23 protein-coding genes are annotated in these 20,225 nt (G+C 62.0%); 14 read left to right on the top strand and 9 right to left on the bottom strand.

The window, feature by feature from the left end:
- Positions 1–105: 105 nt before the first annotated feature.
- The 4 genes from ACXJ16_RS04010 to ACXJ16_RS03995 form a co-directional block, all read right to left on the bottom strand.
- Positions 106–387 (bottom strand): hypothetical protein, encoded by a 282-nt coding sequence (locus tag ACXJ16_RS04010; RefSeq protein WP_463921393.1) that lies wholly within the window; start codon positions 385–387, stop codon positions 106–108.
- Positions 388–510: 123 nt separating this feature from the next.
- The gene (locus tag ACXJ16_RS04005; protein ID WP_463921391.1) at positions 511–2,586 is read right to left on the bottom strand and encodes a ParB/RepB/Spo0J family partition protein; all 2,076 of its coding nucleotides are present in this window, start codon (positions 2,584–2,586) and stop codon (positions 511–513) included.
- A 141-nt stretch (positions 2,587–2,727) separates the two neighbouring features.
- The gene (locus ACXJ16_RS04000) at positions 2,728–3,132 is read right to left on the bottom strand and encodes a DUF2958 domain-containing protein (protein WP_463921388.1); all 405 of its coding nucleotides are present in this window, start codon (positions 3,130–3,132) and stop codon (positions 2,728–2,730) included.
- Entirely contained in the window at positions 3,129–4,244 is a 1,116-nt protein-coding gene (locus ACXJ16_RS03995; protein WP_463921751.1) for an ArdC family protein, read from the bottom strand. The genes ACXJ16_RS04000 and ACXJ16_RS03995 overlap by 4 nt, the downstream gene beginning before the upstream one ends.
- Before the next feature lie 596 nt (positions 4,245–4,840).
- Between ACXJ16_RS03995 and ACXJ16_RS03990 the strand changes: the two genes are divergently transcribed.
- On the top strand, positions 4,841–5,365 hold the full coding sequence (locus tag ACXJ16_RS03990; RefSeq protein ID WP_463921386.1) for a hypothetical protein: 525 nt from the start codon (positions 4,841–4,843) through the stop codon (positions 5,363–5,365).
- On the opposite strand, the gene ACXJ16_RS03985 is transcribed toward ACXJ16_RS03990, so the two are convergent.
- Positions 5,343–6,062: a hypothetical protein gene (locus ACXJ16_RS03985; protein ID WP_463921384.1), complete on the bottom strand. Its 720-nt coding sequence runs from the start codon at positions 6,060–6,062 to the stop codon at positions 5,343–5,345. The two genes, ACXJ16_RS03990 and ACXJ16_RS03985, sit on opposite strands and share 23 nt — an antisense overlap.
- Before the next feature lie 220 nt (positions 6,063–6,282).
- Between ACXJ16_RS03985 and ACXJ16_RS03980 the strand changes: the two genes are divergently transcribed.
- Both ACXJ16_RS03980 and ACXJ16_RS03975 read left to right on the top strand, forming a co-directional pair.
- Entirely contained in the window at positions 6,283–6,597 is a 315-nt protein-coding gene (locus ACXJ16_RS03980) for a hypothetical protein (RefSeq protein ID WP_463921383.1), read from the top strand.
- Positions 6,594–8,027, top strand: coding sequence for a competence protein CoiA family protein (locus ACXJ16_RS03975; RefSeq protein ID WP_463921382.1), 1,434 nt, complete (start codon positions 6,594–6,596; stop codon positions 8,025–8,027). The genes ACXJ16_RS03980 and ACXJ16_RS03975 overlap by 4 nt, the downstream gene beginning before the upstream one ends.
- 23 nt (positions 8,028–8,050) lie before the next feature.
- Here the strand turns inward: ACXJ16_RS03975 and ACXJ16_RS03970 are convergent, their stop codons facing one another.
- Positions 8,051–8,296 carry a hypothetical protein gene (locus tag ACXJ16_RS03970; protein ID WP_463921380.1) on the bottom strand — a complete coding sequence of 82 codons (246 nt, stop codon included), beginning with the start codon at positions 8,294–8,296 and terminating at the stop codon, positions 8,051–8,053.
- A 599-nt stretch (positions 8,297–8,895) separates the two neighbouring features.
- Here ACXJ16_RS03970 and ACXJ16_RS03965 point away from each other — a divergent pair.
- Positions 8,896–9,390 (top strand): Ros/MucR family transcriptional regulator, encoded by a 495-nt coding sequence (locus ACXJ16_RS03965; protein WP_463921378.1) that lies wholly within the window; start codon positions 8,896–8,898, stop codon positions 9,388–9,390.
- Positions 9,391–9,978: 588 nt separating this feature from the next.
- A complete protein-coding gene (locus tag ACXJ16_RS03960) occupies positions 9,979–10,152 on the top strand; it encodes a hypothetical protein (RefSeq protein WP_463921377.1) in 174 nt (57 codons plus the stop codon).
- Between the two features lie 38 nt (positions 10,153–10,190).
- On the opposite strand, the gene ACXJ16_RS03955 is transcribed toward ACXJ16_RS03960, so the two are convergent.
- Together ACXJ16_RS03955 and ACXJ16_RS03950 are read right to left on the bottom strand one after the other, a co-directional pair.
- Positions 10,191–10,430, bottom strand: coding sequence for a DNA -binding domain-containing protein (locus ACXJ16_RS03955; protein WP_463921376.1), 240 nt, complete (start codon positions 10,428–10,430; stop codon positions 10,191–10,193).
- A gap of 58 nt (positions 10,431–10,488) precedes the next feature.
- Complete coding sequence (locus tag ACXJ16_RS03950; protein ID WP_463921374.1) at positions 10,489–10,968, bottom strand: transcriptional regulator domain-containing protein; 480 nt, start codon at positions 10,966–10,968, stop codon at positions 10,489–10,491.
- 296 nt (positions 10,969–11,264) lie between these two features.
- Between ACXJ16_RS03950 and ACXJ16_RS03945 the strand changes: the two genes are divergently transcribed.
- From ACXJ16_RS03945 to ACXJ16_RS03905, 9 genes are all read left to right on the top strand, one after another.
- Positions 11,265–11,969 (top strand): helix-turn-helix transcriptional regulator, encoded by a 705-nt coding sequence (locus ACXJ16_RS03945; protein WP_463921372.1) that lies wholly within the window; start codon positions 11,265–11,267, stop codon positions 11,967–11,969.
- Positions 11,970–12,058: 89 nt separating this feature from the next.
- Complete coding sequence (locus ACXJ16_RS03940) at positions 12,059–12,670, top strand: acyl-homoserine-lactone synthase (protein ID WP_463921371.1); 612 nt, start codon at positions 12,059–12,061, stop codon at positions 12,668–12,670.
- Positions 12,671–12,681: 11 nt separating this feature from the next.
- On the top strand, positions 12,682–13,569 hold the full coding sequence (locus ACXJ16_RS03935; RefSeq protein ID WP_463921370.1) for a phytanoyl-CoA dioxygenase family protein: 888 nt from the start codon (positions 12,682–12,684) through the stop codon (positions 13,567–13,569).
- Positions 13,566–14,171 carry a GntR family transcriptional regulator gene (locus ACXJ16_RS03930; protein ID WP_463921367.1) on the top strand — a complete coding sequence of 202 codons (606 nt, stop codon included), beginning with the start codon at positions 13,566–13,568 and terminating at the stop codon, positions 14,169–14,171. The genes ACXJ16_RS03935 and ACXJ16_RS03930 overlap by 4 nt, the downstream gene beginning before the upstream one ends.
- A 127-nt stretch (positions 14,172–14,298) precedes the next feature.
- Complete coding sequence (locus ACXJ16_RS03925; RefSeq protein WP_463921365.1) at positions 14,299–14,421, top strand: benenodin family lasso peptide; 123 nt, start codon at positions 14,299–14,301, stop codon at positions 14,419–14,421.
- Positions 14,422–14,502: 81 nt separating this feature from the next.
- The gene (locus ACXJ16_RS03920; RefSeq protein ID WP_463921364.1) at positions 14,503–15,168 is read left to right on the top strand and encodes a lasso peptide biosynthesis B2 protein; all 666 of its coding nucleotides are present in this window, start codon (positions 14,503–14,505) and stop codon (positions 15,166–15,168) included.
- A complete protein-coding gene (locus ACXJ16_RS03915) occupies positions 15,168–16,946 on the top strand; it encodes an asparagine synthase-related protein (protein WP_463921362.1) in 1,779 nt (592 codons plus the stop codon). The genes ACXJ16_RS03920 and ACXJ16_RS03915 overlap by 1 nt, the downstream gene beginning before the upstream one ends.
- Positions 16,947–17,196: 250 nt before the next feature.
- Positions 17,197–17,745, top strand: coding sequence for a YfbU family protein (locus ACXJ16_RS03910; protein WP_463921361.1), 549 nt, complete (start codon positions 17,197–17,199; stop codon positions 17,743–17,745).
- Between the two features lie 127 nt (positions 17,746–17,872).
- On the top strand, positions 17,873–18,004 hold the full coding sequence (locus ACXJ16_RS03905; protein ID WP_463921359.1) for a benenodin family lasso peptide: 132 nt from the start codon (positions 17,873–17,875) through the stop codon (positions 18,002–18,004).
- A gap of 51 nt (positions 18,005–18,055) precedes the next feature.
- On the opposite strand, the gene ACXJ16_RS03900 is transcribed toward ACXJ16_RS03905, so the two are convergent.
- Complete coding sequence (locus tag ACXJ16_RS03900; protein ID WP_463921357.1) at positions 18,056–20,089, bottom strand: Atxe2 family lasso peptide isopeptidase; 2,034 nt, start codon at positions 20,087–20,089, stop codon at positions 18,056–18,058.
- Positions 20,090–20,225: the final 136 nt, after the last annotated feature.

Raw genomic sequence — 20,225 nt, 5'->3', positions numbered from 1 at the left:
CCGGACGCGCTGGCACCGTGATGAGCTCGGCAACGGCCCCGGCCTTGCCTAGATAAGCCCGGCAAGGACACTACCTGTCGAGCGGGTCGGATCTGTGACGGTGCTTCAATGACGCTTTGTGACGAGGCGAATTTCTCCGCACAGACTGCATGCATCCTTTGTACGCTCGAAGCCGTTCGAACCGGCCAGTTCGCGGGCCGCATGGTCGGCGTTCTCGAGCGGTGAAAGGCCAAGGGTCTGGCTGATGCAGTCGTCGCAGACCGGCTCGGGCGAGAGCCGGGAGACGAGCTTTTCGATGGAATGAAGTTCGGTGATGCCCCTGCCCCTTTCTGGTGTCTCTGGCGTCTTGCCGTGACCGGTATGCGGTGCCGCAACGATGCGGGGCAAACAATGAACTTTTAGTGTTAGCGGCGGGGCTGCGCCTTTAAGGGCGCGGCCCCGCCGCCGATTTTTTCATTCCCTTCAGGAAGATCGACCGGAGGCGGATGGGTCCGCCTCCGGTCGATTTAATCAGGCAGCAATCCGGTCGTCGCCTGGACCGGGATCACCGCAGCGATCACCGGACGAATCGGCCTCGGGATCGGCGGGAGAGTTCACCGGAAGATCGGGCAGCAGATCGGGCGCCAGATCGGGCGGAGCCGGTTCGCACCCCTCCCCTTCCCCGCGCGCTTCCGGCTCCGAATCGCCGCTTGCAGGGTTGCCCTCCGCGATATCGGAGCGTTCGTTCGCCCAATCATCAGGAGAATCATCAGGGGCGAGGTCATCGGGATCGGAACCGAGGTTGGGATCAGGATCGGTGGCGGCAAAGGCGCGCGCATGGGCCTCGACAGTGCCGACGCCGCCGCGCTGCGTGTAGGCGGACGGCGGGAAAGTCATCCAGCGCGGCACCCAGCCTTCTCGCCTGATGCGCCCGCCTGTGCCCGCCAGATGATCGCGAATTATCCCGCGAAGGATCTTCGCCTTCTCGCCCGCATTGGCCTCGGCCACCAGCTTTCCGGCGACTTCCGCGACCATTGCGAGCAGCACTTCGCGGTCGCGCAGCGTTTCTAGGAAGGCATCGTCGGCCTCCCACCAATCCGCCATCGGAACGCCGAGGGCGAGCCCGGCAGCTTCCACTGCGAGGCTACCCGCTTCCAGTGCTTCCCCCATGACAAGGGCCAGCACGTCCATGACTTCGGCATCGGAAAGTTCGATCAGGTCTGCGAACACGTCACATAGCCCACGATAGCCGCCCCGCATGCCGTACCCGGTGCCGCCGATCCCCGCACCCATCACTGTCGGCTCGTCTTCGGGCAAACGCAGCAGGGCAAGCACCTCCCGGCGCCGCGCATCGAAGACGGCTTCGGCCCGGCAGTTCTCGACGCTTTCCCGGACCGCATCGCTCTTGGACGACTGCGGCTCGACCAAGACACGCCACAGCGCGGAACCGGCAATGGCATGGGCAACCATCAACCGCAGGGCGATATCGGGCCGCCCGAGCAATTCGGTCCGTGTGGCGGCATGACGGTGCAGATCAATGTAAGTCTGGGTGACCTGCGTCAGTTCGGGCCGCACGGACTTTGTCACGACCATGCCCTCTCCCTCGGTAGCCTCGGCCTTCGCCAGCCGCGCTGCTTCCTTGGATGACAGATAGCCTTCGTGGATGACGACTTCGCCGTTGCCGCGCACATCGAGATAGACCCGCCCACCCTTTCGCTTGGGTGTCTTTTGATGCTCCCACGAATGGAAATGGACCTCGGGAGGCAGCACCACGGCATCGGCCCAGCCCGCCTCGATCAATCCCAAGCGCTTCGCCTCGATGGCGGCGTTCTGGAGGTCCCAGAACGCATCGATCTCGGCAAAATAAGAGTCCTCCCCGAAGAGGTCGGCAACGATGGCAAGGCCGCTCGCCTCGACATCGAAGAGAGCGTGGACTGTCGGGACCGACTGACCGCCGAACAGGAAGGTCTTGAGCTGATGTCCGCGCGGCGCGTAGGCATCAGGATCGTCGACAAGGGCCAGCCATGCCTTTTGCTGGCTCTTGCTGGCAAGGGTCAGGTGCCGGATGGTGGCCGCCTCGATTTCCTCGGCGCGATACATTTCCCGGATACGCGGCAGCAGATTGCCAAGCGCAAGAATGCGCTTAACGGCGAGTTCGGGGAGGCCGAACGTCTGGGAAATATCCCCGATGCTCCGGCCTTCCTTGACCAACCGGACAAAACAGGCCCAGCGTGAAACCTCGTCGGGATCGAGCCGTGCCATGTTCTCGATCAGCGATGCCTCGACGGCGCTGGCATCGTCGGCATCATCCAAAATGGCACAGGGCACCATGGTTTCATCGGGGTCCGGCTCCCCGGCATCGGAATGCGCCGCCTGCCGTTCGGCGGCGACGACTTGGGCCGCGCGAAGGCGGCGAAACCCGGCGATCACTTCGTAGCGCCCCGGCTCAGCGCCGGGTTCGCTATTGGGCCGGACGATGAGCGACTGGAGGACACCGCGTGCCCGAACGGTCGGCAGAATGTCCGAAACGTCGGGGACTTTCCTGGCATAGCGCATGTTCGATTTGCTGACGGCAAGGTTGCTCAAAGCGATGAATTCGAGTTTCATGGGACTGCTCCGTGTGAGTACCGGTCCACTGTGTTCTTGGGGGGAGACAGTGGACCGGCTTAGGATTGGGCAGAAAACCGCCTGCCCTGCGGGGCGGGCACCCGAAGCGGGATTTCTCCAAGCGCCCGTGTCATCGGCCCCTCAGCGGGGCAGAAGCTTTATGGCGTTGGGATCCTCCCGCGTGAGCCGGTCCAGCAGGAGGGCGGCGTCGGGTATCGATCCGGCAAGCCGCGCAGCCTCGGTCCAGACCGAAAGCCGGTGCCGGGTGCTGAAGGCGATATCGCGCTCAATGGAGAGGCCCATCGGCAGGCGGATCGCCTCGATTTCGCGAAGCGAGGAAATGCCGAGTTCGGGGCATCCCAAGCCAAGGTCCGCCAGCCCGAAGAGGGTGTCGTCGTCGGCATAGAGTTCGGTCACCAGCCAGACTGCACGGCCCATCGGATTGAACAGGCGGACCAGCGGCAGCGGATCGAACCGGGGATTTTCCATGCAATGCTCGAAATTCGCACTGAGCATCGAGCGGATGGAGCGAGACAGGAGAGTCATGGCTCTGCCCTCCCCTCGCCCGGTGCGGAACGTTCCGAGCCGGTCAGGCCCATGCTTGTACCCTCCGCCCCGTCAAGCCCGCCTTGCCACTGTCGCGCGTAAACTCTGCCGGATAGACCTCCAGCAGATAAAGCGGAGGGGGCCGCCTCTGCGCCTAATCTGGACGTCTCCTCATGCCGGGCAAGCAACCAGTCAGCCGCCTTGCTCGCCATGCTTGCCGCCCGGAATATCGCCCGGCTGTCTTCGCGAAGCACTTCCAGCCACGCCCCGATGTAATCGGCATGGCGCACGGTCGGCACGATACCGAGCGAGGCGCAGAGGAAGGCCGAACCCATTTCGGCAACCAGTTCCTCGCGCGCGTAGTCTTTCGAACCGAATGAATTTGCCAGATTTCTGCCGAGTCGCGAGGCATGGCCAGTCGCGTGGGTCAGTTCGTGCAGGCACGTCCTGTAAAAATTCACCTGATCGTGGAAGGCCGGTTGCGGCGGCACCTGCACGAAGTCGGCCCCCGGCGCATAGAAAGCCTTGTCGCCGCCGATCCGGAAATCGACACCGCTCGCGGCAATCACCGCCTCGGCCACGGGCACGATCTCGCGTTCGGGCAGCGCAATCGGCTCGGGCAGCAAATCTTCCCGAAGCCCCTCGCACTGCGCGACATTGAAAACCGTGAAACGCTTCAGGAAGGCAATGGACCTTGCCTCGCCCCCGCTGCCGCGTGCTCGTTCCTTCTCGGCCTCGGGCGTGAAGCGGTCGGCATAGACCACCTGCGTGCCGTGCTCGCCCTTGCGGACATTGCCGCCTGCCTCGAGCGCCTGCCGGAAGGTCAACCAGCCTTGCGAGGGCCAGCGATTGGCAATCACCGCGCCCCACAGGATCAGCACGTTTATCCCCGAATAGGCGCGCCGGGTCAGGGCGTTGCGCGGAAGGCCCACTGCCGGAGTACTGCCACCCCCGCTGGAGGCGTCCCCACCCAGCGCCGGACTGCCCCATGGCTGTACCCAAGGAACGCAGCCTTCTTCAAGCTGCGCGATGATCCGTGCCGTCACTTCGTCATAGAGCGAGGCGCTCCCGGCAGGATGCCCGCCGCCGGTGGACCTGTCAGGACTGCCTATGCCGGACTGAGGAATATCCCCGGAACTTCTCCGAGCTTTGTCAGATAGCGACCTCGCGTGTGACGAGGCCTTGCGATTGCTGCGCATGTCTCACCTCCAAGCCTACCCAAAAAACCCACCATGGGCCTCCCCGGAAAGGCGGGGGGTGGGCGGCCCGGACGACCGCAGGGCCCGCGCTAGGCGGCGACCGCACGCGCAGCCGGGGCCCCGATTCCGAAGGGATCGGGGTGGCCAGGGCCGGAACGAAGGTGGAGGAGCCGCGACGAAGGAGCGGCTTGCGGATCGCTGCTGGCGGGCCCAGACGGGCGTCCAGCCCACCCCGCGCCTTTGCCCGGGAGAGGCTCTCAAATGGTGCCGTCCGAGGCTTCGGCCGAGGACGTCCGCACAAGGCCGAGCCTGCTCGGCCGCTTGCCTCGCGTCAGCGATCGTGACCGCAAGGCCGAGACCCGTAAGGGGCTCGGTGCCGCGCGTGGCCACTGGGGCGGTGAGCCCCGCCGCGCGGCATAGAGCGCGGTCGCGCCGGACGGCGCGAGACGCCACTGGCCAGATGCCTTCAGCCCACAGATGCCCACCCCTGAGGCACTTGGCAGACTATAATGGAATTGACCGACTTATCAGTGACTTGCTTCAAAAACCCCACAGGACAATCAGCAATGCCAAAGCCTCCGCAAAATGAGACAGCCGAGAACGAGACAATGTCCTGGGCCCAGATCTACACCGCGCTCGATGCCCGCGCGCGCGACGTCAGAGCGATAATGCTTGGCTACTTTGCAGGTGCCCTCGCTTCGGGCGCAGCATTCGTGAATGCGCTGCCAGACGGGGATGGCGGCGGGATCGAGACGGTGAAGCTATGGTACTTCGGCGGAATGACCCTGGTCCTCGCCGCTGCCGGGCTACTATGCGCGCTGCAGATCCGGCGCACCGTCAAGCGCGCTGAATATGTCCGCAAGAAATTCAAGAACCATGCCCACGTGCCGGTCGTGGACAGAATTTTCGACCTCGGGGAGATTTTCCGCCCGAGCGAATACCGGATCCCGGACGACGTCCGCCAAACGGCAGCATCTGCCAAAAACAGACGAAAACAGGCTGCAAGGGTTCCTAGAGGTTCTCGATCAGTTTGAGGAAACGCGAGACCAACTGGATGTAGCGCAAGGCACTGTCGGCATCGACGGCCTCGCCATGGACCGCCGCATTGCGGATCTTGCGCAGTTCAGCGAGCAGTACCATGATCTTGGTGTCGAAAACTCCCAGGTTCTTCAGCTTTTTCGCGGTATCGAAGGTTCGTCCCAAATATGGGTCCGTCCTTGCGAGGCCATGGCGTTCGGCCAGCGCTTCGACATCCTTGGAGAGATGGTTCCACGCGGAGGTAACTGCCGAGGCCGGCGCCGAGGTGACCTGATCGATTGCCGCCAGAACATTCCTCGTGGGAATACGGCTGCCTTTCACGATCTCGGCCTCCGCGGCATCGGTCAGCGACACGGCCGCCTTGGGAGTCACTTCTACCGGAGCGGAGCCGGTTCCGAGAGAGGGGCCGGCAGAAGCTTTAGCTTCCGAGATAGCGCTGTCCGCCGCGGCGGGCAGTTCGGCTTCCGCTTCTTTCAGCACTTGTTCCGCCTTTGCGACACGGCTGCCGAAAGTGACCTTGGTGTCACCGTGCGCGACCTCCTTGATCCGGTCGATCAGCGCGCGCAGTTCCACCCTGAAGAGGAATGCTGCAAAACAAAGCGCAACCGGCCAGCCCAGATGCCCCGCCAGCGAGGATGCCAGTTCATATCCCGACATCCCCTTGTCGGTATCGCCGATCGTCAATTGCAACATTTGCGTCGCCCCCCTTTTGAGTTTTCAGGCACTAGCCGAGAGCCGCTTCGCAGGAAAGCGCGAACGGGTCGGCCTCATGCCGGCAACCTTCTGATGATAGGGGAAAACATCGATTGACCGGCATCGGTCAGGCGTGACCCATGTCATGCATGCGGGCGCGGCCGAAATGATAGACGGCGGCGAAAATCACGGCGGCGACGAGAGAGCAACAGGCGGGTAAATGACGGACGGGACAAACCAGCAACCAGACTTTGAAGCTATCCGGATCGCCCATCAGGCACGCGCCGTCCTGGAAGTCCTGGTGGAGTACCGTACGGCAAACGAGCGCATTCTTGGAGAATGGCTACAGCGTCTCGGGCTGGCGGCGTCACGGAGCGATCTTTCGATCCTGTTTGACCGGCTGGAGACCGCGGGATTGATCCGCACCGACCGTGTCGAGCAGACGAGAGTCGTCGAACTCAGGCAGCCTGGCGCCGAAGTCGCATCCGGCACCCAGCGGCTCGACTGGATTGCGGCTCCGGAGCTACCGGAATGATCCGGAGGAACCCGCGCCAGCGGACGATCAGGATCGCCGACTTCGAACTCCCGCGCGGGGAAGTGACGATCGAGCGCTTGATGGCAATGCCTCGCGCCGACTGGGAGCACCTTCGCGGTGAAATCAACGTCCGGCGCGAAGAGGACCGGACCCGCCCCCTGGCGCAGTGCCGCCTTTGCGAAGGATCGATCTACATCCGCGCGCCCGGTCGCGGGAAAGACGACGCTCCGATGTTCATCGACTACCCGGACAGCCCCAGGGATTGTCCGTGGCACGACGGGCCCGAGATGAAACTCGACGATGCCCGCGCCGCTCAATACCAGGGACACCAGGAATCGGCACTTCATCGCCGCCTCTGCGTCCTGCTCGATCAAGCCGCCAGAGCAGACGGGCGTCACAGGCATTCGGCAATCGACACATATCTCCGTCCGGCAATTCACAAGCGGGGACGCTGGCCGGACGTCTATCTGGATATGGGCGAACTTGGGCGCTTTGTTCTTGAGGTGCAGCTTTCGAAGCCGTTCGCCGCGGAGATTGCCGCGCGCCACCTTCATTACGACCGGGAGGGCGTAAGCCTGCTGTGGGTTTTCAGCGAACTTGAAAATCCGATGCCACAGGGGTTTCGCGACGTGGTGACCATGCAGCGCGGCAATGCCTTTGTGTTCGACAGCGCTGCACAGTCAGCCTCATTCGAGCGCGGCACCATCGTTCTCAGCTGTTACCTGGAGGGCGAAGACGGCTGGGAGGAACCTCGCCTTGTGACCCTCGACGATCTCCAGACCGGCACCGGGCGCGCTTTATTCCTGGAAGACCGCCGGAGCGAGGTTCTCGAAAAGCGGTGCCGAGCGGTGCGGTCAATCTGGTGGAAGGCCTATCGCTCTGCCCTCAAGTCCAAGGGAGTACCGTACTATTCGAAGGAATTCGAGGCCCCATGGCAGGCCCTGATGGAGCAAGTGCCCGAGCTCGTCGAATGGGAGGAGGCAACCTGGCCCGATTTTGCCGATCGCGGCCGGGAACTCACAGCAACGCTGTTTCTGGTGCTTACGTCGATTTCCCACAGCGCGGTCGCGGGCGAACAGAGAATATACATCACCCGGAACACCGGCGACAACGCGGTATTGAAGATGCTGAACGGCAAGTTGGCCGCCACCGACCTGCGGCCGTGCGCCGACCTCGTCGCCGCCTTCCTTTCGCGCACGAGGCTTGCACCTTTACTCGATATCCCGTCCCTCCAGCGGATTCTGGAGGAGAGCCGATCATCGGTGCGCCAGTATGGCACCCACCATCCTCTTTGGCAGGCCATGGCCCAACTTTTTCCCGACGTTCTGGACGGGCTGATCCGCGCCGAGTTGTCGGATCTGGGCCGCCTGCCGGAATGGGCGAGAGCCGAGGAGTGCGACAGAATCCCGGTCGGCGCGGCTGCGACCTGACAGAATAGTTCCGCCGCCCCTGGTCAGAACGCAAACGAGAGCTGGTCGGGGTGCGCCGGGCGCCGACGGGCGCCGCGCTCGCGCACATTGTCCTGATCGACTGTGCCGAAGATCACCTTGATCATGTTAAGCGCACGCGAGTTGATGCGGCCGGCAGCCTCGAGGCGGCGCACGGCGCGTGCGGGGTCGCGATAGCCGATCGCCTTCCCCAGTTCTGTTTCGGTCAGCCCGCGGTTCTTCCGGGCGAGAGCCAGTTCGGCCCCAGTCATGAACGTCTCCATGGTCAAGATACAGGTTGGCGAACCACCCGACCGGCGAACGCGAATTCGGCGTCGGGAAGCGGTGCCCCTCGTAGGAAAAGCGGCTCCCGCCTGCCAGTATAGCGGGCAACCTATCCCCCGGCTTTCCACAGGTGGCTTACAGGTTATCCACAATCCGGAATGCCCCCGCGACTCGCCGGAATTCCAATATAAATACGGCGGAGGATAACTGAATCCCGACCGCGACCCTCGAAGGAAAACAGGTTCAAATCCCCGAGCGGAAGAGATTGCCTGCAACGTCGCATTCGCAGCCGATCGCGGCACGCAGATCAGCATGGACGACCCGCAAACAAAACTGCGAATTTCAAGGTGGTATGCGTGCGACTGATAAAATCGAACACGTGTTCACAAGTTTACACCGATTTACCCAGACGATGGTGATCGGCACGACAGAAGTGCAACCGATCTGCATTCCGTGTAATCTCAAACGATCCATTTCAGGACATGATCATTATTTCGGACGATTTATCCGCTCGATATCTTGCACTGGCGGAACAGATGAAAGAAAGCGCCTGAACCAATAAAATATTCGGGCAATCGTAAAAGAAATGGCAGACGAAACACTTCTTACCCTCGCAGCGGATATCATTTCCGCGCATGTCAGCAACAATGCCGTCCCGACCGACCAGGTCCCCGGCTTGATCGAAGCAGTCTACGGATCGCTCGCAGGCCTCGGAAAGGAGCCTGAACCAGCCAAGGACGAGGTTCGGGCGCCTGCAGTGTCTGTGCGCGCTTCGGTGAAGCCCGATGGCATTGTTTGCCTGGAGTGCGGCTCGAAGTTCAAGACGCTGAAGCGTCACCTTGCCTCCGACCATGGCCTGACAGCCGAAGAGTACCGGACACGTTGGAACCTGCCGCTGACCTACCCGATGGTTTCATCCGAATACTCCGAACGCCGCCGCGAGATGGCCAAGACGATCGGTCTCGGCCGCAAGAAAGCAGCGCCCCCGGCCGAGCCCGCAATGCCGGCAAAAAGCACGAAGGCGCCCGCGAAGAAGCCGGTATCAAAGCCGCGCAAGAAAGCTGAGGCGGCTGCCGAATAAAGGGCACCGTCCACGAAGTGCGGGAGCTTTCGACCCCCTGCTCCCGCACTTCAACCTAGAATCACTCGACCGGAATTCCGGCAACCAGGTATGGAATGTCACCCGATAGCGGACATGGATGTCTGAAAAACCGGTGCGATTTGTCCGCTGACCCATCAGGTTGGACGGTGAGATAGTGCCGACATGGCAAAATCACCACGCACCCTCGCCCGCGAACACGTTGTTCAGGCCGGAGGGTCGGCACAGGATGAATTGTCCGGTTGCGGCGTGAAGCTCGCGCCGCTCGGTACTCTCAAGATCGCGGCCGACTATGCCGCCAGGTACGCCGTGATGGGAGCAAGAACGAGGACGGGAGGTGCCCGGGACGAGCTTACCGGCCAGCTCCGGAAGGAGTTTTTTGCCCGCCTCGCCTGTTGGGCGGACTAGCTGTTGGGCGGCGGCGAGATGATTGTAACACGAAGATTGCTGCGCGAAGGAAACAGCTCGCCGACGCGTTACTCGACCCACCCCGAAAGAAGCGCGGCCGCCCTCGCCTGGCTTGAACCGCGCATAGATGTTCTATATATGTTCCATAAAAGGACGGAGCATATGACAACCATCGACCAAATCCGCGACGCCGTCGCCAGCGATCTCGAACAGCGCGGCCTCGACAACCGAAAATTCCTACGGGAAATCCGCAGCGGCAAGCGCGACGACGGGCCCTACATGATCGGTGCCCTGGCGGCAGCGCGTCTCGCGCAGCTCTCGGAAAAGATGGTCTGAATGGTTCCACAGGTCAGGTCGGATTCAACCAACCGCGACTATCCCTTGCGTATCAAAAGATCCTTGTATCCGCCCGTTGCCAATGCCTTCGCTTGCCGCGTCAGTCGGCGTATGCGCGAGCGAAGAGAGTCCGAGGGATCGTTCCAGTCCTGCTCGACGATATCCGGGCCCACGAGCGAACAGGCAAGGTCGCGCTGACTGGCGCCGTCACTCAAGGCATCGTGAACCCGAAGCAGAAGTATCCCGCGCGCGACAAAGGGATCGCGAGGGTAAAGCATCTTCCCGAACCTGCCATGGCGGTGAAGCGCCAGCAGCCGCTGCAAAGGCAGAACGCCTTCATCTGCTCTTTCGAACCCGTCGAAGCAGAAGCGCAACCGAACGGCGGAATGCCGACTGAGGCAACCTGAAACCACATCGAGCCGAATGTGATGACTTCCGTCGGACAGGACTGCATGTTCCATGCCCGAGCCAGCCGGAATGACAGTTAGCCACGGCCGGATCCTGTCGACATTGAGGCAGGATGGATCGTCGGTTGACCCCGGCACAGCTTCCACGCGCAATGTCGAGGGATCGCGCGTCGCATGCCAGACTATCCGGGCCGAGAGACAATCCCGGTCCGGTTCTTCGGCGAAAGTGAAGCCCCCAGTTCAAGACGTCGGAACCGGGACCGCCAGTTACGGCGGAAGCCTTGGCATACCATGTAAGATAATCAGGTTCCCTGCGGAGCCATTCCCACATCAATCCCGTGCGATCAGCATTCTTTAGGTATGCGTAAGACGATGCGTCTTTCCAGTATGACCGGCCGCGCGTGCTCATTTTATCAATTGCGGCATCGCGAATTTGGAACGCTCATCGACAGCTATTAACAAATTTTCATCGATATACGGACAATCTGTCCGAAATAGCCCATTCCGGATTGGTTCGCAGAAATGATATGACACTTTTGCGACACAACCTGCCGGATGGCGGCTTGAGAAACCTACACCCGGCACCAGAACAGGAAGGGCGATCACCGGCCCCACGGTGGCAAGCAACACCCCCGACGATCGCGAAGTCGAACCTTGGGCACGCACATTCTTGAACTCATGACGCGCTTCTGGCGCCTGATAGCCATGGCCACGACAATGGACGACCTGGCCCTGGTCCTTGCAGAAGCCACTTCGCTGCTGGGTTTCCAGCGCTACGCGCTCACCCACCACACCGACCTCTTGCGGGCAGGAGGAAATCTCATGCGCCTGCACAATTACCCGGCAAAGTGGGTAGAATTCTATGACGAGGCCGGATTGGGGATGAACGACCCCGTCCACCGCGCCAGCCATGTGACCAGCGCGGGATTTCCCTGGCGCCAAATCCCGAAAATGATTGGTCTCAACCGCTGGGATGTCGATATCATGGAACGGGGCCGCCGTCAGGGAATTGCCGACGGCTTCACGGTGCCGATCAATGTCCCGGGCGAAGCGCGGGGATCGGTCAGCTTTGTCGGCCCCGGCGCGCCATTCGTTCGCGAAGAGATGCTTTTCCTCGCCCAACTCGTCGGCAACTGGGCCTTCGAAAGGGCGCGCATCCTGACGCTCGGGCGCGGCATGGTCACGCCCAGCAGCCCTCTGCTCACCCATGCGCAGCGGCAATGCACGCTCCTTGCCGCCTGCGGCAAAAGCGACGGAGAGATCGGATCGATTGTCGGAATCAGCAAGCTGACGGCGGGCCTGCATCTCAGGCAGGCCTGCGAGCGATACGACGTTTCCAAACGCACATTGCTGGTGGTCCGGGCACTGTTCGACGGAACGGTGACTTTCTCCGAGATTTTCCGACGATGATATATCGGTTTTCCGATATGGTGCGCGGACAGCGATCGGGATGACCCTTGGTGCGTGGCGACCAGACGTCACGCCCAAGGAGTCACTCCATGCTCAATGTCCAAAGCTACGAAAACCGCGAAGCCCCCGACGAGGCGCTGCGCCAGATGTGGGCGGCGCGCAAGTCCGTCTTCATCGACCTTCTCAAATGGGATTTGCCTGTCCTGGCAGACAAGTACGAGCTAGATCAGTTCGATACCCCGCTGTGTCAGTACGTGATCCTCTCGGGGCCCGATTGCGAGCATTATGCTTCGGCGCGGCTCCTCCCGACAACCCACCCTCATATCCTCGACAGCTTCTATGCCGATCTCTGCGAGGAGGGCGTGCCGCGCGGGCCGACGATAAAGGAGATCACACGCTTTTGCCTTGATCGCCGGCTCGCCGCGCCCGAACGCCGGGAGGCCCGCGATGCGCTTGTTTGCGCGTTGGTCGACCAGGCGCTGATGGGCGGGATCACTGCCTATACCGCGGTCGCTTCGGAACGCTGGTTCCGCCAAGTACTGCAATTCGGCTGGGACTGCCGCCCCATCGGCCCGCCCCGTTACAGCGGTAGCGAACTCCTCGCAGCGATCCGCATCGACATCAACCGCGACACACCCGAGAAGCTCGCGCGCGCCGGCATTACCACCACTCACCGCGGCACCGGCCGCCGCGCAAACTGAGGGAGGGGACCATGGATCTCTATGCCCAGGTCGCGCGCTATACCGCAGACCTCAAGCAGCACGGATATTGCGTGATCGAGAACGCCTTGCCGGCTCAAACCATTGCTGCGCTCGACGACGACATCGCACCTCGCTTTCATCGAACTCCGTTCTGCGAAGGCGGTTTCTATGGTGCCACAACGAAACGCTTCGGGCGACTTCTCGCGCGTTCGCCGCACGCAGAGACACTGGTTCGACATAAGCTGATCGTCTCGATCGTCGAACAGATACTCCTGCCCTGGTGCGACTGCATCCAGCTCAATACAACGCAGGCGATCGCTGTCCACGGCGGCGCGCCTTCGCAATTGCCTCACCGCGATCAGGACATGTGGGCGGCGGCGAAGGGAACGGCGGAGTACCTCGTCAACGTCATGTGGCCGCTAACCCCGTTCACAGCGGCGAACGGGGCGACCATTGTCTGGCCGGGCAGCCATGGCGCCGCCGCTCTCGAGCCGGAACCGGACGAGCAGCCGGTTGCCATCGAGATTCCGCCGGGCGCCGCGCTGTTGTTTCTCGGCTCCACGCTGCACGGAGCCGGCAGCAACAGGACATCCGATGCGCGCCGCGGCGTGGTCATCGGCTATTCGCTTGGATGGCTGAAGCCTTACGAAGCCCAGTGGCTTGCCTATCCGCCAGGGATTGCGCGCAAGTTCGATCCCGAACTCGCTGCCCTTGTCGGCTACCGGCAGCACCGGCCCAATCTTGGCAACTACGAGGGCCAGTGCCCGTCGGTCCTGCTCGACCAGAATTACGATCCCGACCGCCCCCTGGCCGCGATCGACGCCTTGCGGCCCGATCAAGCCAAGCTCGTCGCAAAGCTCACAGTCGAACCCACCTTTGGCTCGTTGGACCGGACATGAACGCCGGCCCATTCTCGGAGCGGGTCTATGAGGATCTGCGCGATATCGTCATCAGCCGCCAAACCAAGCCTGGCATGCGGCTCGATCCGGGCGTGATTGCAAGGCAGCTCAATTCGAGCACAACGCCCGTGCGCGAAGCCCTCAACCGCCTCGTTGGTGAGAGGCTTGTCGAGACGCGGACCAGTACCGGGTATCACTTGCCGCTGATCGATGAGCCGGCGCTCAAGGACCTGATAGGGTGGTCAAGCGACATCCTGGGCCTCGCGCTCCGACGCGCCTCCTCCTCGTTTGTCCCGGTGGCGGAATTTTCTGGTTCTGGTTCGAGTTATCCGGACCGCATCGGCGCCGTCTTAATGGCTATCGTCGAGGCATCGAAGCACGTCGAATATTCGCCCGCCATAGCCCAGGCGAATGCGAGACTGCATGCAGTCCGTCTCGGCGAACACGAGATGTTCGACGACCTCGACCAGGAAGTCGATGTCCTGGTGGAAGCCATGCGAGAGGACCGGGTGGGTGAGGTGAGAAGGCTTGTGCGGGCTTACCATCGCCGCCGCGACAAAGCAGCCGCCGAATTGCTTCGCCGCCGATACCGGATCGATTGACCTCACCCTGTATCGCGCCGGATTTGATATTCGCGAGATCAAATCCGTATAAGTTTCGGATATCCGCACCACGACCATAGCCTTGTCCTTGCTGCCAATTCCGGCAGCCCAAGAAAGGAGCAAGACAATGGTACGCGAACTCAACGAAGACCTGATCGAACTGGGCGCCGCCAGCGAGGAAACGCATGGGCAGGGCTCGGTGCCCAATGACGAGATCCTCGGTCAGCCGACCGGTCTCTCCGACGACTGACTGCACAGCGGGTCGCGATGGGCTCAGAGCTCGCCGCGGCCCGTTTTGCTGGGCTGACAGGAAACTTGCCGGGAGTCAGGGATGGGTTACAGGCTACGAACCGACCTCAGTTACTGCGAAGTCAGTGACCGTCTGGTTTTCCTAGATCTTCCGGCAGATCGCTATTTCTGCCTCTCCCCCCGCCTAGAAAGCGACTTTCGGGCGATCGCCCAAGGCGAAGCCGATGAAATCACCACCGGCCTAACCGGCGTTTTGCTCCAATCCGGCCTGCTGGTCGAGACGGACAGTCCGACCGGCGCACTGGCTTGCACCCGTTTGGAGCCACCCCGCAGCAGCCTCCTCGACGGCCCGAAGAAGAGAGCGCGTCCGCTAACGATCGGCCGGCTGGCCGGGAGTATTGCCATGGCAAGATACGCCCTGCGGTTCGGTCGATTTCACTCGGCGATCCTGCAACTTTCGCAGCGCAAGGCTGCGCTTGGCCAAGGCGAGGCGGCCGACCCGACCGCCTTGGCGGATCTTGTCACGCAGTTCGAATGGACGGCACGTCTCTCGCAGGCCCATGATCGATGCCTTCCACGCTCGCTGGCGCTCGCGCGCCACGCGGTTGCGCGAGGCTGGCCGGTTGATCTGGTGATGGGTGTCCAGCTTCGTCCCTTCGCCGCCCATTGCTGGGTCCAGGCGGGATCGCATTTGCTGAACGACCGGGTCGACACCGTACGTCCCTTCACACCGATCCTGATTGTATGATGGCCTCTTCGCCCCTGCTGGCGGCCAGAGCCGCCCGGCCCCGCTCCCGGTTCATCGGATTGTTGCTGCCTTCGGCTGAGGCCTATCCCATGCTTCAGGGCAGCTTTTCCCTATCTCTGCGCGAATTCGGTGGCCTGAGTTCCGTACTGGAGACCGGCCCTCTTGCCGTCGCTGCCGGCGAAGAGGCTGTCGTCGGCATCGGATCGCACGGCATCGTGCTTGGCGAGATCTACCGCAAGGCAGACGGATCGAGGGTCACACGTCTTACAGACGATGAAGTCGCCCAAATCGTCAAAAGCGATCTGATGCAACTCCTTGATTGCTATTGGGGTGCCTATGTCGCCGTCGTGCACGATCCGCAAACGGGACAGACCCACGTCCTGCGCGCGCCGCTTGGGGAACTGCCTTGCCTGATCGTTCCCCTCGGGGAAGCCTATGTGCTTGCGAGCGACGTCGACATGGTCAGGGATTTCGGCTTCTACGATCCTCAGATCGACTGGAGCGAACTTGCCCTCCAGCTTACCCGTAAGGACGCGGTCTCCACGCGAACTTGCCTTTGGAGCGTTCGCGAATTGCGAGGGGGCACGATGGAGACCTTTGGGCCCCATGGGCCCTCGACAACCCAAAAATGGACGCCCCTCCAGTACCTTGCACAGCCGCGTATCGAGGCGAGCGAAGAAGCCGTCGCACTCGTATCCGCTGCGACGAGAATGTGCGTCGCATCGCGCGCCGCGCGCTACCCACGAGTATTGCTTCAGCTTTCGGGGGGCGTCGATTCCTCGATCGTCGCCGCGGCGCTCACCGGAGCCGGCGTTTCCTTCGAGGCCCTGGCGCTAACGACGCGGGACCCGCTCGGCGATGAACGCGATTACGCCCGTTCGGTCTGCGGCCGTCTCGCAATACCGCTGCATGAGAGGCAGCGCGATGTCCGCGAAATCGACGTGATGTGGAGCAGTGCCGCCGGCTTGCCGCGCCCCTCCGGACGATACATGTGGCAGGAATCCGTACGCCATTCGCGCGAAGTCGCGTCCGACATCCATGCCGACGCTCTCTTCAACGGCGGCGGCGGCGACCAGGTCTTTTGTTCGCTCCACTCCGCAAACCCTGTAGCCGATACGCTCCGGGCATTCGGGCCGGGACGCTCCACCATGAGCATGGCTGCTTGCATGAGCGAGATCACCCAGGTCCCTATGGCCAGGATCCTGCACGATGCTGTAGCGCGGGCCTGGCTGGGCAAGCGTGCACCGGGCGCTACCTTCGACACGAGCCTGCTGTCCGCGCGCTTCGAAAACCACGAGATCACGCCCCCTTCCCCGCGAACCGGCAAAACCCTCCCAGGACAAGAGGCACATTCCCGGCTTATCCTGGCCGGGCAAAGCTATGTCGAAACGCTCGATCCCCGTTCCGCCTTGCCGGTTGTCGCCCCTCTCTTGTCCCAGCCTCTCGTCGAAACCTGTCTTCGGATTCCAAGCTGGCTGTGGTTCCACGACGGACTTAATCGCTATCCCGCGCGGCAGGCTTTCGTACCGGACCTTCCAGAGAACGTCATCTGGCGCCGGTCGAAGGGAACACCGGACAGTTTCACTGTAGAGATTTTCGAAACCTGGCGTGCAGAGATCAGGGAGCTTCTGGCCGATGGCGAACTGGCCCGGCAGGGCATCATAGATCGCGCTGCCGTGCTCGATGTGCTCGACGCCCCTCATCCGCCCCGCGACAATCGCTTCCGCAGGGTACTTCAGTTCGCCGAAGCCGAGGCGTGGGCTGCTTCCTGGCGATAGCACTCCACCATCTCGCGGGCGCGCCCCTCAGCCCTACTCAAGAGCAGTGGCCGCGTCCAAGTTCTGACGATCGGGGAAGAATTCGATTTTGCTGATCAGGTCACATCGTGCCCGATCTTGCAGGTGCCTTTGTTTTCGGGCCGTGCACCGCAGAAAGTTTCTATTTTTTAATGAGATAAACCAACTTGATGGTTTGAAACGTTCGGGCTTATTCCCATATCCGTGGTCCTACCAATAATTGGAGTTCACGATGTCTCTTACCGATGGCGAAAAGCTGATTTTTACGCTGCTTGCCGATCTTCATCGCCACCTTGGCGTTGATAGCTCTATCGATCTCGACTTGGCCGAGAATGCAATTGCCTATGGAGACATGTGGGCGCTTAAGGACAAGTACACTGGGATCTTCACGCCTAGCGAGGAGCGCGATCCGGACGAAATCCAGTTCGTCCACGATTCCCTGTCGATGTGGCGCATTCTTGAAGAGAGCTACGCAAACCTTTCGCCCGCAGACCAGGCCAAGGTTGTTGCTGCACCGGGCGCGCAAGGCAAGCCGCCGCGCTTCGACGGCTTCGACGGGCACACGGAATATGTTTCGATTGCCGAGACACTCATCAACAAGCTGGGACGCTATGAGGAATTTGCTGGCCGCGCGCTGGATGCTCATACGCCTAATACCGAGGTCCATCAACGTATGGTCGAAGAGCACGAAAAGCGGCTGCCGGACCTGATCGGCGGTCTCTACGAAGCAGACGACATCATTGGCATCATGAATGCTCGCATCCACCCGGAAAATCGCTGATCAAGAGGCTCCCTGCGTCGAATTTGATATTAACGATATCGAATTGCTATAAATTTCGGATATCGCCGTCGCCGCCGTAGCCTCGAACTTGCTGCCAATCCCGGCAGCGTTATCGAGGAGTACGACAATGGAACGCGATACCGAACGGTGTGACGACCTTATCGAACTCGGCGCGGCGAGCACCGAAACGCATGGAGGTGGCCCCATGCCGGTCGACGAAGTGCTCGGCGGCCCGGCCACCGGCCTCAGCGACGATTGAATGCGAACCGCGGCCGTCTCTTCGGGACGACCGCGGTCCGTCGTTCTGCGGTCAGGGACGCGGCCGCAAACGATCTCGCATCAGTTCCCAGCGCGCATATTGCGCTCGCTTTTCGGGATCGCGATCTTCCAGACCCAGGAGCCAGAACCTGAACCAGTCGAGATTTCGCTGGTAGACGGCGCTGCGGTGAGCGGGTTGCCATTTCCTGTGATGCTCGCCTGCGAAGACGAACATTTCGACCGGCCGTCCGGCAGATTTCAGAGCCGCGAAAGCGTTGAGGCCGCCGAGGTATTCATCGTCGGAAAGCTGCATGAGCAGCGGCCGGCTCATGATTGGCGCATTCAAGGCCAGGGAGTATGGCTTCCAGAAGGTCTCCTCGACACGGCCCGGTGGTGGATAGCCCATCGCCTCGAACTGTTTCTGGACGGCGAGGCCATTGTAGGTGAGCGCGTTTTCGTCGACGCAGCAGGTGCTGATCGAGGCGACCTTGAACAGGTTCGAATTTATCAGCGCAAAGCGCGTCGCCGAGGCCCCATCGCTGAGCCCGGAAATGCCCAGCCGATCGGGATCCGCCACGCCCTGATCGATCGCAGCTCTCACTCCCACTTCGATGGCCGACTGCATGCTGCGTCGCTCTGCCCAGTCCTTGGTGAGGACTGTCAGCATGTCGGACGAAGACTTCACTTCCGGATGAAGCGAAGAAACCGCCGGTGGTCGCTGAATGCTCAAAACCGCGATGCCCGCCGCAGCAAGGGCGTGGACCGGATACTCGTCGCCGGTCCCGCCGCGCAGAAAGCCATTGCTCTCATACTGGACAACCACCAATGGCAAGCGTGTTCCTTTACGATAGCCGGGGGGCAGCACCAGGTCTCCGCGCGCTTCAAGACCGAGATTGTTATGCCAGTACAGGCGGTCGACTTTGCCCAGAACAATGCCGCGAAACTCCGGATTGGGATCGTAGAGGTCGCTGACTTTCCCTGTAAGCATGTCGACCGTCGCCACCCGCCGCGGTGTGGCCGCGTTCTCTCGCGCGCACAGCAGTTTTGCTCCGGCAAACATGCAGCCGAGAAACACATCGTCGGACTTCCACAGACGCACCGGGGAGGCGCCTTGCTCTCCCGACCATCGATAGAGCGCCGTCGTCCCTTTGTCCCAGCCTTCGCGGCGCAGGAACAACAAGCCCTGCGCTTCCGGAAGCCACCAGACGCCGCTGAAACCGCCCCTGCAGACACGATCCAGGCATTTGACGACCTCTGTTCCAGTCGAACCGGACGCGTCCGAAGTTACGGTGAGTTCTGTGGTTGCGTAGGGATTTCCCGGCGGATGCGAAATCGACGCGACGCGGCCATCCGGCGCACGCGCCGTCGTGCCGATGGCTGAGGCTTCAATCCTGCCGATCTGCTCCAGTTCTACAGGCGTAGCTGGCCGGGTTCCGCTCCCGTCAGGCGCGAGCGACAGCGTTTCCAGGGGCTGCAGCGGGACAAATGGCAATGCACGCATCACCGGCATATACCGCTCGTCGTAAAGCCAGCCGGAGCGGCCTTCTTGCGTCACTTCCTGCTCCGCCCGGGCTGTAGCGGCGCGGGCCCTATAGATCAGCCGGCTTCCATCTTCGCTCCAGACCACAGCTTCGATGTCTGCGTCCGAATGGGTAATCGCGCTTGCGCCGCTACCGTCGGCCCGTGCAATCCAGATCTGAACTTTCCCACCGTCGCGGTCGACATCCCTCCGCAGATAGGCGATCGACCCGCCATCGGGCGACCACCTTGGCGTGACTACGGCTGTGAAGCCGTTTTCGATGCGCTTGCCGTAAATCGCGATGGTATCCGAAATATAATCCCCGCCGCTGTCGATTACCCGAAGCTTCGCCGCATGATCGCTGCCCCCTTCTCTGCCACCGGCACTCGGACTGAGCGGCAGAACGACAAGGGCGCGGCAATAGCGATTGGCGGCAGGGTCAGCGCGACTGAGCACAAATGAGGCTTGCGTCCCATCGGGCGAGACCCCGAACGGCGTGGGCTTGTCGGTGACGGAGCCGTCCGCCGGTCCCAGATCGCGAAGCCGAAGCAGATCGTCGGCAGTCACGGATCTGGGACCGGCATGGTGCCCCTGCGCCGCCGCCTTCGCTCCGATATCCCGCCCGGAACGCAAGGACGGCAAGAGATCTTCGCACCCGGCCCTCGCCGCACCTGGGCACAATGCGGAGCCAGCAAGAAGGAAC

It is taken from the genome of Novosphingobium sp. TK71 (genome assembly GCF_055361505.1).
This window is presented reverse-complemented; position numbering and strand designations above follow the sequence as displayed.